The organism is Blautia luti, from assembly GCF_013304735.1.
Taxonomy (GTDB): domain Bacteria; phylum Bacillota; class Clostridia; order Lachnospirales; family Lachnospiraceae; genus Blautia_A.
Genome location: NZ_JAAITI010000005.1, coordinates 103,719 through 121,156, shown reverse-complemented (window position 1 = coordinate 121,156; position 17,438 = coordinate 103,719). Strand labels below are relative to the sequence as shown.

Here is a 17,438-nt window from a genome sequence, read left to right as displayed (position 1 = left end):
TTTCAATATTGATTTTACTCAAAGAAAGGATTTAACTCTATGAGAAATGAATATCCGCGCCCTGATTTCATCCGGGAGAAATGGATGCCTTTAAATGGTACCTGGAATTTTCAGGACGGAACCGACAAAACTCCCGTAAAAATCCAGGTTCCCTTCCCGCCTCAGAGCAGACTCAGCGGGTTTCAGGAAGAACTTACTTCTGACAGAATTACCTATCAGCGGAATTTTTTTATCCCGGCAGAGTGGATCGGTCAGAGAATTCTTCTTCACTTCGGAGCTGTTGACTACAAATGCAGCGTATTTATCAACGATCATTGTGTTGGCTTTCATGAAGGCGGTCAGTCCTCCTTCACCTTTGATATCACAGATTTTCTTTCCGGAGGTGAAGAAACACTCACCGTGGCAGTTACCGATTACCTGCACGATGAGACCGTTCCCAGAGGCAAACAGTTCTGGAAATCATCCGGCGAGTTTATCTGGTACACACAATCCAGTGGCATCTGGCAGTCCGTATGGCTGGAGCCGGTAAATGAAGCCCACCTGGAATGGATTCATTTTACTCCGGATATTGATCAGGGTACTGTAGAAATCACTTATTCTCTTTCCGACTGCACTGTTTTTCCATGTGAACTGGAATGGGATATCCGGTTTAAGGACCATCCGGTTTCTCACGGTTCCCTTACCGTTTCCGAAAAACGCGGAAAGATAATTGTTGATATTTTCAAAAACAAAGCACTGCGCGGTTCCTTCCACTTTACCGGATGGTACTGGTCTCCGGAACATCCGAATCTTTTTACAGTAAGTGCACTTCTGAAATCCAGAAATATCCTTCTGGATCAGGTGGAAACTTACTTCGGAATGCGTAAAGTGCACGTCCACGGTGGCAGAGTTTATCTTAACAATCAGCCTTATTATCAGAAGCTGCTTCTGGATCAGGGATACTGGAAGGACGGACTTGTTACCGCACCTTCCGAAGAAAACTATATCCAGGATATTCAGAAAGCCAAGGAAATGGGATTTAACGGCTGCCGCAAACATGAAAAAGCGGAAGATCCTCTCTTTCTTTACTGGGCCGATAAACTTGGATTTCTCGTATGGGAAAGCACAGCCAGTTTCTGGAGTTTTTCTCCGCAGTCAGCAGCTGTTTTTTCCCAGGAATGGACCCATACCATACAGAGAGACTACAACCACCCCTGCATTATTCTGTGGAACATGATGAATGAAAGCTGGGGGGTTCCCAGACTTTACGATAACACACAACAGCAGCATTTTGCGCGGTCTCTGTATCATCTGGCTCATGGCCTGGATCCTTCCAGACTTGTAATCGCCAATGATGGATGGGAAATGACGGAAAATGACATCTGTGCATTTCACTCCTACAAACACGGATCTCCGGATAACCCGGATGCTCAGGCCGCATTTTCTCTGGGACTTCAATCTCTTTCCGGACTTGAAAGCCTGGTAGAACGACCGCTTTTTGCAGACAGCTTTGTTTATGAAGGGCAGCCGGTTATGCTTACAGAAGCCGGAGGAATTTCCCTTAAAACAGGAAAGGATAAAAAAAGCTGGGGCTATTCTGATACAGACAGCGAAGAAAGTTTTCTCGCAGCTTACAGCCATGTAATCCGATCCATCTACGCTTCTGATCTGCTTTGTGGTTTCTGCTACACACAGCTATCTGATATCCAGCAGGAACAGAATGGGCTTCTCGATGAAGATCATCAGTTCAAAACAGATCCGAAAAAAATCAAAGCAATCAACGATTCCAGGGAAACGACAACCTCATTTTCCACCATTGAAGACTATTAAAGGAGGCCTCTATGAAAAAAACAATTTTTGTACTTCTGGATGCCTGCCAGTATGAAGCCGGCACACGAAATCTCGGATATCTGGAACATCTGATTGATTACAAAAAAGGTGCCAAATATAAAGTAAAAGGAGAACTTCCTTCTCTTTCCAGACCTATGTATGCAACGCTTCTTACAGGAACTCCGGTCTTTTCCCATGGGATTACGACCAATGATACCCTGAGGACCCTGGACTGTGACAATGTTTTTTCCCTCTGTCAGAAACAGGGTGGAAAAACCGCAGCCGCCGCTTATCACTGGTTCGGAGAACTTTATAACCACATTCCATTTCGCATTGACCGTGAAAGAATACAGCTTCAGTCTTCCGAAACCATTAATTCCGGAATTTACTACTGGGATGACACTTACCCGGATTCCCATCTTTTTGCTGATGGCGAATTTCTCCGGCAGAATCAGAACCCGGATTTCCTCCTGATTCATTCTATGGCAATTGACGATCAGGGACATAAGCACGGATCCGGTTCAAAAGAATACGAAGAAGCCATCGCTATTGCAGGGCATATGATCGCCAATCTGCTTCCCACATGGAGAGCCGCAGGATACCATGTGGTTGTCACTGCAGACCACGGCATCAACGAACTTGGCATCCACGGAGGAAACGATTGTGCACAGCGTGATGTTCCACTTTATATTTTCAGCGATCAGGTATCTGCCGGTCGATTTGAAAATCAGTATATTTCACAGCTTTGCATTGCCCCGCTTCTGTGCCGGCTTCTTGATATCGAGCCATCCCCGGATATGATGGCAGAGATTCCGATCAATATGGCAGATGCTATTTCACTCATACCATAACAAAGGAGGGTTTAACTATGAGAAAACGTAACTTATCTTTAATGAGCACTGTACTTGCAGCCGCACTTTCCGCATCCATGCTGATCTGTGCCATTCCTGTCAGCGCTGCGGACGCTTCAACCGTTGTTTTAAACGGCGAAGAAATGAGTCTTGATGACCTGATCAAAAACGCCAAAGAAGAAGGGGATCTGCAGTCTGTGGGAATGCCTGATGACTGGGCAAACTGGAAAGGTTCCTGGGATGCAATCACAGATACTTACGGAATCACCCACGGCGATGTTGATATGACTTCCGCAGAAGAGCTTTCTCAGTTTGCAGCTGAAAAAGATGATCCTACAAAAGATATCGGTGATATCGGTCTTTCCATGACACCAGAAGCCATCAAACAGGATGTCATCGGCACCTACAAAGCTTCCACCTGGGATTCCTTCCCGGACTGGGCAAAAGATCCTGACGGCCACTGGATCATGACCTATACCGGATCTCTTGCCTTCATCGCAAACACAGAGTTTACCGGCGGAAAATGCCCGACATCCTGGGAAGATGTAAAGAACGGGGATTATCTGGTATCTGTCGGAAATGTTCTTGGCGGTGCCGCATCACAGGTTGCTGTATTATCCTGTGCGATCGCCAATGGCGGTTCCATGGATAATGTCCAGCCAGGAATTGATTACTTTAAAGAACTGGCCAAAGCCGGACGTCTTGACACCGGCGACACCACTTCCGCCCGCCTTGCAAGCGGTGAAATGGTCTGCTGTGTAGGTAATTATGATTATTCTGTCCTTGCATGGAGAGATAACATTGTAGCAGAAAATCCAACCATGGAACTTGATATCACAATCCCGTCTGACGGTTCCGTAACAAACGGATACGCGCAGATCATCAACAAATACGCGCCTCATCCAAATGCGGCAGGTCTTGCCATTGAATATCTCTGCAGCGACGAAGGTGCCATCAACCGTGCAGAAGGATATGCACGTCCGACCAAACAGGACGTAACACTTCCTGACGATGTAAAATCCAAACTTCTTGATGATGATTTATACAAAAACTGTACAAATATCTCTGATGTTGACGCATTAAACAGCGCATGTGCAGAAATCGCTGAATTATGGGAAAGAGAAGTTCTTCCACTGGTTCAGTAAAAGGGAGGGCTGACAGATGAAAAAAGTTCGTAACCTTCAAAAACTGATACCGCTTCTTCCGCTACTTTTGCTGGCTATCCTGTTTATCTTTCTGCCGATTATAAGCATGGTCCAGAAAAGCTTTTTATCACCGGAAACGGGTGCTTTTACATTCAATAATTACAAAACAATCTTTACAGATTCCGTTTATCAGGTAGCAACCAGCAACAGTCTGTATCTGTCCTTTGCTTCCACTATCATTGGACTGATCCTCTCTTTCTTTATTGCCTGGGCAGTCAATGAACTTGGAAAAAACGGACAGAGCCGTATGTTATCCATGTTGAATATGGTATCAAATTTTGCTGGCTTACCACTTTATTTTTCATTTGTAGTTATTCTTGGAAACACCGGAATTTTTGTACTTGCATTGCGTGCCATCGGTATACAGCTGTCTACCGTTTTCCGTCTGTATTCCATCCAGGGGCTTTTGCTGATGTTCATTTACTTTCAGCTGCCCCTGGGCAGCCTGATGCTGGTTCCTGCTTTTCAGGCAGTGGATTCTTCCTGGAAGGAAGCAGCTGAGATCCTGGAAGCTTCCCCGTTCCAGTTCTGGACGCGAATTGGAATTCCGGTAATGCTTCCGAGTCTTCTTGACACCTTTGCACTGCTTTTCGCCAATGCGATCACAGCTTACGCCACAGTTCTTCTTCTGGTAACCACCAGTATTCCTCTTCTTCCGGTAAAAATCACAACCATGTTTACCGGAGAAATGACACCACAGAAAGAAATGGGATCTGCTCTGGCAATCTGGATGATTATCATCATGCTGGCCGTTATCTGTATCTGCAATCTTCTGAAAAAGCTGACGTATAAAGGAGGGGAACAGGTATGAAACGAAGAAAAAAACTGCCTTATGTTATCATTATCCTCGCCTGTATTTTTCTCCTGATTCCATTTGCTGCAACCCTTGTCTACTCCTTTACCATCGGATGGACAAAACTGTTTCCTGCAGGATGGACTTTTAAATACTGGATACAGGCATTTACCGAGCCAACACTGTGGCCCGCTATCCTTCGAGGCGTTCTGATCAGTATTCCGCCGATTCTGATCTGCAACATCGTTGTAATTCTGGCTCTGTATACTTCAGTGGTCTATTATCCAAAACTTGAAAAATACATCCAGACCATCTGTATGATTCCAAATTCCCTGAAGGGTGTAACGATTGCAATTCCTGTACTGGCACTTTATGCAGGCGGAGTAACTTTCTTTTCCAACCGAATGGTAATGCTGGTCTGTATTTACAGTATTTCCATCCTGCCTTTTGTATATCAGGGAATCCGAAACAATCTGCACGGAATCAACGTTACCCGTCTTCTGGAAGCAGCGGAAATCCTGGGTGCCGGAAAATTATACGCATTTATCCGGATTATTCTTCCGAATATGCTGGCCGGTATTCTGGTATCTTCTCTTCTCGCTCTCTCCACAGTTTTCGGAGATTTTGCAGTCATAAAAATCATTGCGGGAAACAAATACGAAACCATTCAGATGCTTCTGTACAACAGCCGTCTGATTGTACTTCAGTATCAGTGTGTAATTGTAATCATCATGTTTACAGTTACTCTGGTTATTTCACAGCTTGTTTTTAAATTTCAGAACAGAAAGAGATAGGTGATATAAATGGCATATATTGAATTCAGAAATGTTCACAAAAGTTTCGGAAATAACGAAGTTCTGAAAGGCATCAATCTTTCTATTGATGAGGGAGAATTTGTCACTCTTCTCGGTCCGTCCGGCTGTGGAAAAAGTACGCTTCTCCGCTGTTTTTCAGGCCTGGAGACCGTTACGGAAGGAGAAATTTATCTGGACGGAACAAACATCACCGATTTTACTCCCAAACAGCGAAAAATCGGCATGGTTTTCCAGCAGTACAGTCTGTTCCCCAATATGACTGTGCGCCAGAATGTTGCCTTCGGCCTTCAGATGCAGAAAAAAGACAAACATTTTATTGCGGAAAAAGTAAAAGATGTTCTTCATACCGTAGGACTTTCCGACAAGCTGGACCAGTATCCACGTCAGCTGTCCGGCGGCCAGCAGCAGCGTGTTGCCCTGGCCCGTGCCATTATCATGGAACCGAAAGTTCTTCTGCTGGATGAGCCTTTAAGTGCAATTGATGCCCTGCTGCGAAGAAACCTTCAGGTTGAAATCCGTAAAATTCAGCAGAATCTGAAAATGACTACCATTTTCGTCACACATGATCAGGAAGAAGCCATGGTTATGTCCGACACCATCCATCTATTTAATGTGGGCCAGATCGAACAGTCCGGATCACCGGCAGATATCTATACCCATCCACAGACAAAATTTGCAGCCAATTTTATCGGACACTATAACATCCTCAGCAATCCGGATCTCAAAAAACTGTGCGGTCTTTCCTCAGACTGTGACTTTGTCGCAATCCGCCCGGAAGCCGTCCTGATTTCTCCGGAACCCCTTAATGATGCTGTGCATTTCCAGGGAAAGATCACCGGTGTGATGCTGCGTGGAACTACCATTTCCTACACCATAGACTGCGATGGTATCGAATTACGGGCAGATACCCTGTTTGAAACCAACCGGCAGCGCAATATGGGCGAAATGCTTCAGCTCCAGATTTTGAAAGAAGATATTCTTCATCTTCATTAATAACTCCTGACTTTACGGAGGTATTCCCTGCAAAAAAACTCCCACCAACAGGCAGCTATAAACAGCTGTCTCTGTCAGCGGGAGTTTGGTTATGTTATTTTATATCTTCTTATTTCTTTTCTTCCTGAACTTCGATCTTACGGATAGTCTTGTTCTTGATCTCTTCTTTGATGAAGCTGATGAACTCGCCAAGATCTTTCATTCCTTCATCACCAAGGTAACGGCTTCTTACGGAAACCTTGCCCTCTTCTTCCTCTTTTGCACCAACGATAAGCATGTATGGTACTCTCTCAAGACGTGCCTCACGGATCTTGTATCCCATCTTCTCAGAACGTCCGTCTACGGAGCAGCGGATGCCTGCCTCTTTCATCTGGGCCTCTACCTTCTGCGCATAATCGTTGAACTTCTCGGAGATCGGGATCACACGAACCTGCTCCGGGCAGAGCCATGTCGGGAACATTCCTGCATACTTCTCAATGAGCCATGCAAGAGTTCTCTCATAGCATCCCATAGATGTACGGTGGATGATGTACGGACGCTGTTTGTCGCCGTTCTCATCAATATAGTACATATCAAACTGTTCTGCAAGAAGTGCATCCCACTGGATTGTGATCATGGTGTCTTCTTTTCCGTATACGTTCTTGGCATTGATATCAACCTTCGGTCCGTAGAAAGCAGCCTCTCCTACATCCTCTGTGAACGGAATGTTCAGCTCGTTCAGCATCTGGCGGATATGACCCTCTGTCTCCTCCCATACTTCCGGCTCACCGATATATTTCTCTTTGTTTGTCGGGTCCCATTTGGAAAGGTGATAGGTTACATCTTCCTCAACACCAAGTACCTGCAGGCAGTACTGTGCAAGTGCGATACAGTCTTTGAACTCTTTTACCATCTGGTCCGGTCTTACGATCAGATGTCCCTCGGAAATAGTAAACTGACGAACTCGTGTCAGGCCATGCATCTCACCGGAATCCTCATTACGGAACAGTGTGGAGGTCTCACCGAGACGGATCGGCAGATCACGGTAGCTGTGCTGCTCTGCTTTGTATACATAGTACTGGAACGGGCATGTCATCGGACGAAGTGCGTAAACTTCTTTGTCTTTCTCCTCGTCTCCAAGTACGAACATTCCGTCTTTGTAATGATCCCAGTGTCCGGAGATCTTGTAAAGGTCGCTCTTTGCCATCAGAGGAGTTTTTGTTCTTACGTATCCACGTTTTGTCTCCTCGTCCTCGATCCAGCGCTGAAGCTCCTGCATCATGATCACACCGTTTGGCATGATAAGCGGAAGTCCCTGTCCGATTACGTCTACCGTTGTAAAGATCTTCATCTCACGGCCAAGTTTGTTATGATCGCGTCTCTTAGCCTCTTCCATCTGCTCCAGATGCTCTTTCAGCTCATCCTTTGTTGCATATGCAGTTCCGTAGATACGTGTAAGCATTGCGTTTTTCTCGCTTCCTCTCCAGTATGCGCTGGAAGAAGAAAGAAGCTTGAATGCTTTGACTCCTTTTACGCTCATCAGGTGTGGTCCTGCACAGAGGTCTGTCCAGTCTCCCTGGGAATAGAAGGAAATCTCCTCTCCCTCCGGAAGATCCTCGATCAGCTCTACCTTATATGGCTCATTTTTCTCTTTGAAGTATGCGATGGCATCCTCACGGGATTTTGTGAAACGCTCGATCTTTGCGCCTTTTTTGATGATCTTCTTCATCTCTTTTTCGATGGCATCAAGATCCTCACGGGAGAATGGCTCGTGGTCAAAATCATAATAGAATCCTGTGTCAATGGATGGTCCGATGGCAACCTTTGCCTCCGGATACAGGTTCTGTACTGCCTGTGCCATTACATGAGATGCTGTATGGCGGAGAACTGCAAGACCTTTCTCATCTCTTGCTGTAAGGATGTTAAGCTCACAGTCACTGTCAAGAACTGTACGGAGATCTACAACCTCTCCGTTTACCTCTCCTGCACATGCTGCGCGTGCAAGGCCTTCACTGATATCATATGCGATATCGATTACAGATTTTGCTTCTGCATATTCTTTTTTTGATCCGTCTTTTAATGTGATGATCATAATCGTTTCTCCTTTCATTTTCGGTAAATTTCTATGGTACACAGTGCAGTTTCTGTTATTATGAAGGATTTTTTTGCAATAAAAAATCCCTCACAGTACATCGTGCACTGTAAGGGACGAGTTTGTTCATTCTCGCGGTTCCACCCTGCTTGCTCTGCTTCCCTAGTCACGCCAGGATACAAAGCCTCTCAATTTAGATGATAACGGAATCACCGGACCGGATTGGGGCCACTCGGAGGTAGTTTTCGACTGTTTCCTGATAAGATGTTTCCAGCACTTCACATCTCTCTCTGTAACATTTCACAGCTTACTCGTCTCGTCAACGTGTTGCTTTATTGCTTTTTCTGTGGTTCATTATAAGCTCATGATTTTTATTTGTCAACGCATGTTGGCAAAATTTTTCAGATTTATACATTCCTGTGTTACTGATCACGGAGCAGGCAGTAACCTCCTGTGAACTACAGATTTCCCATGAGTTTATCTTTAATGACAGCCAGAATCTCTCTTGGAATGTAGATCAAAAGACGCCAGCTTCTGTATCTGGACGGAATCATGGCAACTTCACGGAAACCACATTTTCTGGCAATGGCTGCGCCTCTCCACACATGAAAATTGTTAGTGACAACGCCTACAGAACAGTTGCAGGTTCCAATTTTTCTAAGGCTGAAAGCCAGATTTTCTTTCGTACTGGTGGATTTTTCTTCCAGGATCAGACGGCTTCCGTCAATTCCATGACCTGTAAGATACCGGTACATAGCCTCTGCTTCTGAAATATTTTCCCCGGTACCTTTTCCACCGGAAAGCACTGCCTTCGTCCCGGGATTCTCCTCAAGATAAAGAAGGGCCCTTCTGGCTCGTTCCAGAAGGGCAAGTGTCATCCGTGTTCCGTCCACATGGGCACCTAACACGATAATGTAATCCAGATTCTTCTTTACGCTCATTATCTTCCGCAGCAGTATTTGTATTTCTTGCCGCTTCCGCATGGACACGGATCGTTTCTTCCGACTTTATGTGGTTTCACAACTGTGCCGGATTTCTTCTGCTCCATGTAGAGAGCTTTCTTCTTCTCTTCTGTGAAGATCTTATCCCACTGAGGAAGGTTGTACAGCCAGTCAGCCTTAGCATCTACCATGTTCTTGTAGAGAGCTTCTTTATCGAATGCAAGGTTAACCTTGGTGTTCTCATCCATAGTTTCAATCGGGTTCGGAACCTTCAGGCTGTCGTTGATTCCGTCAAGGAAACCAACCATAGTCATAACGTCCTGGCCGTATTTCTCAGCAAGCTCTTTAACGGTTCCGGAAACAACCTCATCCGGGTTCTCCAGAAGCTGCTCGTAAATGTTCTTCTCAATGTTAAAATAAGTTGCCCAGAAGCGCTGAAGCTTATTCTTATCTGCATTCTGATTATAAGCAACGGAACGCCACTGCTCAAGAATTGTCATATCGCTCATTGTCTGATCCTCTTTTCCAAAATTTTAAATGAGTAAAGCGGACATTTACATTCCGCTTTATGATGTGCGTTTATTATAGCATCTTTTCCACAAAAACACAAATTATAATATCATAAAATCCTATAATTTTATATATAATTTGTATAATAAACACAGCTTCAGGATATACTTTTTATATCCTCCCCTTTAGACGCAGAGGGCTTCGCGATGGTGCAGGTTCTCTGCGTTTCTCTTTTTACACCGGAGGTTATTTCACGCCAAGTTTTTCAAGCTCTTTTGCCGCCTGTTTCAGGTTTTCGAACTGAATGGTACGGATTCCTGCTTTTCTGGCCCCTTCACAGTTGATGGCCCGATCGTCCATAAATACTGACTTCTCCGGTTTCAGATCATAGCGTTTCAGAAGTGTCTCATAAATATCCACTTCCGGCTTAATCTGCTGTACATCACAGGAAAATACCACTCCATCCATATATTTCAGGAACGGCATATCCTTCTTTGTGCGATCCAGCATATAAGTTCCGTAATTGGAAAGAACGTAGAGATGATATCCCTGGTTTTTGAGATATTTTACCCAGGTTTCCGCATAGTCATAGAGATGCATGCATTCCGGGTCACGTCGTACCACCTCACGGATGTCTGCCTCATATTCCGGCGCACTTTCTACAAATTTATCCACATACCAGGATTCCTCATGGAGTGCTCTGTCCTGCTCCTCCCAGATTGGATTTCGAAATGTTGCATCTGCGATTTTTTGATATTTCTCTTCCGGGAAGTTGTAGCTCTTCAGATACTCTTCCCAGTCATATCCCATCAGCACATTTCCCACATCAAAAATAACATTCTCGATCATACGGTCCTCATCCTCCTTTGGTTTCTTAGGTCCCCAGATCCGGTACGCCATCCAGAAAACATAAGCCACGATCGGTACCAGCACAGCTGCCGCAAAAGCGCCACGGAACAGTGTCTGTGAGCTCTCACTATTGCCCCATGCAAACACCATTGGAAGGCAGAATATGAGAAGCAAAAGAACAACACCTGCCAGTGCCGCAATTCTTTTAAAATTTTTCATTGAGATTCCTTTCACATGATATGTCAGTTATTACAGGCATCCTTATCTTCATCCACTTAGCAATTAACAAAAGGGCGCCGGAGAAGTTTCCCCGGCGCTGCCTGTCATAATCCTGTCACAGTAAATGATTATCTATAAATGATGTCGTTTCTTCCTGGTCCGTTGGAGATCATGGTGATCGGGAATCCGATGTGTTTCTCTACGAACTCTACATATTTTCTGCAGTTTTCCGGAAGATCCTCATATTTTTTGATTCCACGGATATCGCATTTCCATCCCGGAAGCTTCTCAATAACCGGTTTTGCTTTCTCAAGCTGCACAGTTGTCGGGAATTCTGTTGTTACCTCTCCGTCGATCTCATAGCCTGTGCAAACCGGGATCTCATCCAGATATCCCAGAACATCCAGTACTGTAAAAGCAACGTCTGTAGCTCCCTGGAGACGGCATCCGTATTTGGATGCAACACAGTCGAACCATCCCATACGTCTCGGACGGCCTGTAGTAGCACCGAACTCACCACCGTCACCGCCACGTTTTCTCAGCTCATCTGCTTCCTCGCCGAAGATCTCAGAAACGAATGCACCTGCTCCAACTGCACTGGAGTAAGCTTTGCATACGGTTACGACCTTCTTGATCTCATATGGAGGCAGGCCTGCACCGATGGCACCATAAGCAGCCAGTGTGGAAGAGGATGTAACCATCGGATAGATTCCGTGATCCGGGTCTTTCAGAGTTCCGAGCTGTCCCTCAAGAAGAACCTGTTTGCCCTCTTTCAGTGCATTCCAGAGATAGAGAGATACGTCACATACGTATGGCTCAACCATTTTCTTGTATTCCATCAGCTCGTTCATGATATCTTCCGGTTTCAGAAGCGGTTTGTGATAGAGATGCTCAAGTGTTACGTTTTTGGTCTCACAGATACGTACAACTTTCTCTTTCAGTGCTTCCTCATCAAAGAGCTCACTTACCTGGAAGCCGATCTTTGCATATTTGTCAGAATAGAACGGAGCGATTCCGGATTTTGTGGAACCGAAAGCCTTGCCGCCAAGACGCTCCTCTTCATACTGATCGAACAGAATGTGGTAAGACATTACCATCTGTGCTCTGTTGGAGATCAGGATCTTCGGTGCCGGTACTCCACGGCCTACTACTTCGTTGTACTCCTTGAAGAATACCGGAATATTCAGTGCAACACCGTTTCCGATGACACTTGTTGTATGTCCGTAAAACACACCTGACGGAAGTGTATGAAGTGCGAATTTACCGTAATCATTTACGATGGTGTGGCCCGCATTGGCTCCACCCTGAAATCTTACGATGATATCGGCTTTCTCAGCAAGCATGTCAGTGATCTTGCCTTTACCCTCATCTCCCCAATTTGCTCCTACTACTGCAGTTACCATAACACAGTTTCCTCCTTGTGTCTTTCTCTATTATTCGGAACGACATGTTCTCTGCCTGTAATACACAGAGACACGTCATTCCTGTCTGTGTTCATTTCTTAATGTTTATAACATCTTGGAATTATACGTTGATCTCAACCTTAACGCCAAGCAGATCCTTATGTGCATCCAGAACCGGCTGTACCACATTGGCGATAAATGCCTCTGTCTGCTCTTTGGCACGTCCTGTATATCTGGACGGATCCATGGATTTCTGAAGATCCTCAAGAGTCAGGTTAAATGCCGGATCCGCAGCGATCAGCTCAAGAAGGTTGTTTTCCTTACCTTCTACCTTCACATTCTTGCCTGCTTCCATGGAAAGCTCACGGATACGCTCATGAAGCTCCTGACGGTCTCCGCCTGCCTTAACTGCATCCATCATGATATTCTCAGTTGCCATGAACGGAAGCTCGGACATCAGTCTCTTCTCGATAACCTTCGGATAAACAACCAGTCCATCTACAACATTGAGGCAGAGATCCAGGATTCCATCGATGGCAAGGAAGCCTTCCGGAACGCTGAGACGCTTGTTTGCAGAGTCATCCAGAGTTCTCTCAAACCACTGTGTTGCAGATGTGATTGCCGGGTTCAGGGCATCGATCATCACATATCTGGACAGGGAAGCGATTCTCTCACTTCTCATCGGATTTCTCTTATATGCCATAGCCGAAGATCCGATCTGGGATTTCTCAAACGGCTCCTCCACTTCTTTCAGATGCTGAAGAAGACGGATGTCGTTGGACATCTTATGTGCACTTGCAGCGATTCCCGCAAGGATATTCAGTACACGGGTGTCAACCTTTCTGGAATAAGTCTGTCCGGAAACCGGATAGCAGGACTTAAATCCCATCTTCTCGGCGATCATCGGATCGATCTTGTCGATCGTCTCCTGATCTCCGTCAAAGAGCTCCAGGAAGCTTGCCTGTGTACCGGTTGTTCCCTTGGAACCAAGAAGTTTCATGGTGCTTAATACATACTCAAGATCCTCCAGATCCATCAGGAATTCCTGTGTCCAGAGAGTTGCTCTCTTACCTACGGTTGTGGGCTGTGCCGGCTGGAAATGAGTAAATGCCAGAGTCGGCTGATCCTTATACTGTGCAGCAAACTTGGAAAGCTCAGCGATCACATTCACAAGTTTCTTGCGGACAAGTTTCAGTGCCTCTGTCATAACGATAATGTCAGTGTTATCTCCTACATAACAGGAGGTCGCTCCCAGATGGATGATACCTTTTGCCTTCGGGCACTGTACACCAAACGCATACACGTGAGACATTACATCATGGCGAACCTGACGCTCACGCTCCTTAGCCACATCATAGTTGATATCATCCGCATGAGCTTTCATCTCGTCAATCTGCTCCTGGGTGATGTTAAGGCCAAGCTCACGTTCCGTCTCAGCAAGTGCGATCCACAGCTTTCTCCATGTGCGGAATTTCATGTCCGGGGAAAAAATGTACTGCATCTCTTTGCTTGCGTACCGCTCTGACAGCGGGCTTACATATCTGTCTGTATTCATTATTATCCTCCTGATTACATACATCCGGGCCGGAATGGCGAATGATCCGTTATCTGCCCGAATCTGGTTAATTCACGCCTCTTGAAATTATATAACATTGCCTCTTTAAAAGCAACCGTTTGTTACTCCATACCCTGATGGAATTTTCCCAGGAATTCCTTCATTCTGCCATTATCGGAAGAAAATACCTCCTGTGGGGTTCCTTTCACTGCGATCACACCCTTGTCCATAAAAATGATACGATCGGAAATATCTCTTGCAAAATTCATCTCATGGGTAACAATCACCATGGTGATATGCTCCTGTGCCAGATCCTTGATAACCTTCAGGATCTCACCGGTGAGCTCCGGATCCAGTGCAGATGTCGGCTCATCAAAAAACAAGATCTTCGGGTTCATGCAGAGGGCACGGGCAATGGATACTCGCTGCTGCTGTCCTCCGGAAAGCTGGAAAGGATATGCGTTCTCCTTATCTGCCAGGCCCATCTTCTTAAGAAGGCTTCTTGCCTGGGCATAAACTTCATCTTTCTTTCTCTTCTGCACTTTTAAAGGTGCATCCACGATATTTTTCATTACGGAAAAATGAGGAAACAGATTAAACTGCTGGAATACCAGTCCCACATCTCCTGTTTTGATGATCTCGCCGCTGTCCGGTGTCTCAAGACCTGTGGCGCAGCGCAGGATGGTGGACTTGCCGGAACCGGAAGGACCGATGATACTTAAAACTTCCCCCTCTTCCACATCAAGCGAAATGTCTTTGAGAACTTCCAGCCCGTCAAAGCTTTTTTTGATATGTTTCATTTCAAATAATTTCATATTCTGTACTCTCCATTCCGGTTAACGGTAGTAATTCATGCTCTTCTCAACCTTCTGCATCACAACAGCCACGATCAGATTGAATACATAATAAAATACGGCAGCGATCACAAAGGGCATCATGGTCGTCTGTGCACTTGCGATCTGCTTGGCAATGGTAAACATCTCCGCTACTGCCACAACAAAGGCAAGGGAAGTATCCTTGACCAGTGTAATAACTTCATTGGTAATGGATGGCAGGATCCTTTTGATCACCTGTGGAAGGATGATGCGGAAAAACGTCTGCACTTTATTGTATCCGAGGATCTTTGCAGCCTCATACTGTCCAACCGGCATGGACTCAATGCCGCCACGGTAGATTTCTGCAAAATAGGCCGCATAGTTGATGGCAAATGCGATAAATACAGCGATCAGGCTGTATCCCATGGAAATACGGATTCCAAAGATAAAATATGGACCGAAATATACAACCATCAGCTGCAACATCAGAGGAGTTCCTCTCATGATGGATATGTAAGCGGATACAATGGCACGGATCACTTTGTTTTTGGACATTCTGCCAAAACAGATCAGAAGTCCCAGCGGCAGAGAAAACAGCAAAGTTACAAAAAAGATCTCAATGGAGACCAGCATTCCTCCTGCCAGCTGCTGAAGCATTACAATAAAACTCATTTTTTTCCTCCTGGTTCGGAGTATCTGTCCCATTTATCGGACTGATACCTGTAATTCCTGTAAACAACAGGAAATGAGCATGCCCGGCAGCTCTTCCAACGCCGAAGCACCCTCATTTCCTTTTTATGCAAAAGCTTCAAAAACTTCTGCTATGTTTCTTATTTCTCCTGCTGTTTGATAGTTTCTGAAAAATATCTTCACAGTTTTTGCTGTAATCTGAGACTGGATCACTTAGATTCAGAATCCGCTTCTTTCTCTGTGCTATCTGCACTTTCTTCTGTGTCAGCTTCTGTGGAATCGGAATCTGAGTCCTCCTTATCCTCGCTGATGCAGAGCATACTCTTATCCAGCTCATATTTATCTGCAAGCTTGTCAACTTCACCGGACTCGTCAAGTTTCTTGACTTCATCCCATACCAGATCTTTCAGTTCATCGTTACCCTTCTTAAATCCGATGCCATACTGCTCATTCTGGATCGGCTCGTCAAGGATCACATATTTATCCTTGCCTCTCTGGGAAAGCTGATAATTGGCAACACCAATATCAACAGCAACCGCATCTGCAGCACCGGAATCAATGTTCATAAATGCGGTGTTGTAATCCGGGTTCTCTGTGAGAGATGCAAAGCTGTCCTTCAGTTCCTTATTGTCATCGTTGTTCAATGCGTCCAGTGCAGCGGATGCAGCCTGTACAACTACGTTCTTACCCTTAAGGTCTGCAAGCTTCTCAATTCCGGAATCCTTGGCAACTACGATCACCTGCTCATTGTTGATATAAGGATCGCTCCATGTATAATCATCCTCACGGCCGTTAATGGTAAATCCGTTCCAGATACAGTCGATGGTTCCGGAATTCAGCTCCATATCCTTGGAATCCCAGTTGATCGGCTTCTTGACAAGCTCCCAGCCAAGATTATCACATACTTCCTGAGCCAGGTCAAGGTCAAATCCCACATATTCTCCATTATCATCCTTATATCCGAATGGAGGGTACTCTGCGTCAAATCCGACGATCAGTGTCTTATCCTCAACACCAGCCTGTACACTTACTCCTGTTACCATCATTCCTATTGTCATCGCTGCCGCCATTACTACTGCAACTGTTCTCTTCTTCATGATCGTTCTCCTTTTTTTCGTTATTCCTTTATCACGTGGTCACTCTACCACGCGAAAGCGTATGGTTATAGTAACATACCAAAAAGGAGCTGTCAAGAGCAAACCTTCTGCTGTGCCAGATAATCTTTGTATTTCTGTCTTGCATTTTTCAGATAGGCTCTGGAAATAGGAATTTCTGTCTGTCCGATGACAAAACTGTTCTTTTTAAGTGAGGTCACTTTCTCCAGATTAATGCAGAAACTCTGATGACATCTTAAGAAACTGCTCTCTGCCAGCTGACCTTCAAAATCCCCCAGCCGCGCCCGGCAGCTGATCTTCTTTCCATCTGTAAGATGAAAGGTTACATTGTGAAGGCTGCTGGATATGTACGACAATCGGCTGTGCTGAAGTGTATAAACCTGCGTTCTGTAATGAAAATACAGCGCTCTTCCACCCTCCCGCTTACATGCCGACAGAATCGGTATCAGCACATGTTCCAGTTCTCCGCTTTCCACCGGTTTCGTCAGATAATTATATGCAAATACTTCAAAGGCTTCTTTATAAAATTTCTCATTGTCCGCTACCATGACAACCGGTATATAATTTCCCCGCAGTCTCATTGCCCGTACAGTCTCCAGGCTTTTCCCATTTTCGCCGTCCAGTCCCATGAACACCATATTACAGATCTTATGTTCCTGGGAAAGTCCGTCAAGAAACCCCTGTCTGCTGCGATATACCAGTATCTCCGCATCCGGAACAAGTGTGGACAGCTGCCTGGAAAGTTTCTGTGCATCTTTTCGTATTTCGTCACATATCGCAATTGTCATTACCGCCATGGTTCTG

16 protein-coding genes are annotated in these 17,438 nt (G+C 45.3%); 6 read left to right on the top strand and 10 right to left on the bottom strand.

All coding sequences use genetic code 11. The features are described from left to right. Positions 1–39: 39 nt before the first annotated feature. From G5B06_RS04620 to G5B06_RS04595, 6 genes are read left to right on the top strand one after another with little or no spacing between them, the layout of a single operon-like run. Positions 40–1,809 carry a glycoside hydrolase family 2 protein gene (locus G5B06_RS04620; RefSeq protein WP_173771440.1) on the top strand — a complete coding sequence of 590 codons (1,770 nt, stop codon included), beginning with the start codon at positions 40–42 and terminating at the stop codon, positions 1,807–1,809. A gap of 11 nt (positions 1,810–1,820) precedes the next feature. Next, on the top strand, positions 1,821–2,660 hold the full coding sequence (locus tag G5B06_RS04615) for an alkaline phosphatase family protein (protein ID WP_118170395.1): 840 nt from the start codon (positions 1,821–1,823) through the stop codon (positions 2,658–2,660). 17 nt (positions 2,661–2,677) lie between these two features. After that, a complete protein-coding gene (locus G5B06_RS04610; RefSeq protein ID WP_173771438.1) occupies positions 2,678–3,805 on the top strand; it encodes an extracellular solute-binding protein in 1,128 nt (375 codons plus the stop codon). A gap of 16 nt (positions 3,806–3,821) precedes the next feature. Beyond that, positions 3,822–4,676 (top strand): ABC transporter permease, encoded by an 855-nt coding sequence (locus tag G5B06_RS04605; protein ID WP_118062801.1) that lies wholly within the window; start codon positions 3,822–3,824, stop codon positions 4,674–4,676. Next, positions 4,673–5,452, top strand: coding sequence for an ABC transporter permease (locus tag G5B06_RS04600; protein WP_118062800.1), 780 nt, complete (start codon positions 4,673–4,675; stop codon positions 5,450–5,452). The genes G5B06_RS04605 and G5B06_RS04600 overlap by 4 nt, the downstream gene beginning before the upstream one ends. Before the next feature lie 9 nt (positions 5,453–5,461). Then, entirely contained in the window at positions 5,462–6,466 is a 1,005-nt protein-coding gene (locus tag G5B06_RS04595; protein WP_118062799.1) for an ABC transporter ATP-binding protein, read from the top strand. Positions 6,467–6,575: 109 nt separating this feature from the next. On the opposite strand, the gene thrS is transcribed toward G5B06_RS04595, so the two are convergent. From thrS to G5B06_RS04545, 10 genes are all read right to left on the bottom strand, one after another. Further along, positions 6,576–8,537, bottom strand: coding sequence for a threonine--tRNA ligase (gene thrS / locus G5B06_RS04590; protein ID WP_118062798.1), 1,962 nt, complete (start codon positions 8,535–8,537; stop codon positions 6,576–6,578). 458 nt (positions 8,538–8,995) lie between these two features. Then, a complete protein-coding gene (locus G5B06_RS04585) occupies positions 8,996–9,478 on the bottom strand; it encodes a YdcF family protein (protein WP_118062797.1) in 483 nt (160 codons plus the stop codon). Further along, positions 9,478–9,987 (bottom strand): SEC-C metal-binding domain-containing protein, encoded by a 510-nt coding sequence (locus tag G5B06_RS04580; RefSeq protein WP_021977629.1) that lies wholly within the window; start codon positions 9,985–9,987, stop codon positions 9,478–9,480. Before G5B06_RS04580 ends, G5B06_RS04585 begins: the two co-directional genes overlap by 1 nt. A gap of 247 nt (positions 9,988–10,234) precedes the next feature. Beyond that, positions 10,235–11,056 carry an HAD family hydrolase gene (locus tag G5B06_RS04575; protein ID WP_118062796.1) on the bottom strand — a complete coding sequence of 274 codons (822 nt, stop codon included), beginning with the start codon at positions 11,054–11,056 and terminating at the stop codon, positions 10,235–10,237. A 128-nt stretch (positions 11,057–11,184) separates the two neighbouring features. After that, positions 11,185–12,459 (bottom strand): adenylosuccinate synthase, encoded by a 1,275-nt coding sequence (locus tag G5B06_RS04570; RefSeq protein WP_022426147.1) that lies wholly within the window; start codon positions 12,457–12,459, stop codon positions 11,185–11,187. Between the two features lie 121 nt (positions 12,460–12,580). Next, positions 12,581–14,014, bottom strand: coding sequence for an adenylosuccinate lyase (purB, locus tag G5B06_RS04565; RefSeq protein ID WP_118062795.1), 1,434 nt, complete (start codon positions 14,012–14,014; stop codon positions 12,581–12,583). 122 nt (positions 14,015–14,136) lie between these two features. Further along, a complete protein-coding gene (locus tag G5B06_RS04560; RefSeq protein ID WP_118062794.1) occupies positions 14,137–14,829 on the bottom strand; it encodes an amino acid ABC transporter ATP-binding protein in 693 nt (230 codons plus the stop codon). Between the two features lie 21 nt (positions 14,830–14,850). Beyond that, complete coding sequence (locus G5B06_RS04555) at positions 14,851–15,501, bottom strand: amino acid ABC transporter permease (protein WP_118062793.1); 651 nt, start codon at positions 15,499–15,501, stop codon at positions 14,851–14,853. 227 nt (positions 15,502–15,728) lie between these two features. Further along, positions 15,729–16,616, bottom strand: a complete 888-nt coding sequence (locus G5B06_RS04550) for an amino acid ABC transporter substrate-binding protein (RefSeq protein WP_118062792.1) — start codon at positions 16,614–16,616, stop codon at positions 15,729–15,731. 92 nt (positions 16,617–16,708) lie between these two features. After that, positions 16,709–17,431, bottom strand: coding sequence for a LytR/AlgR family response regulator transcription factor (locus tag G5B06_RS04545; RefSeq protein WP_118062791.1), 723 nt, complete (start codon positions 17,429–17,431; stop codon positions 16,709–16,711). Positions 17,432–17,438: the final 7 nt, after the last annotated feature.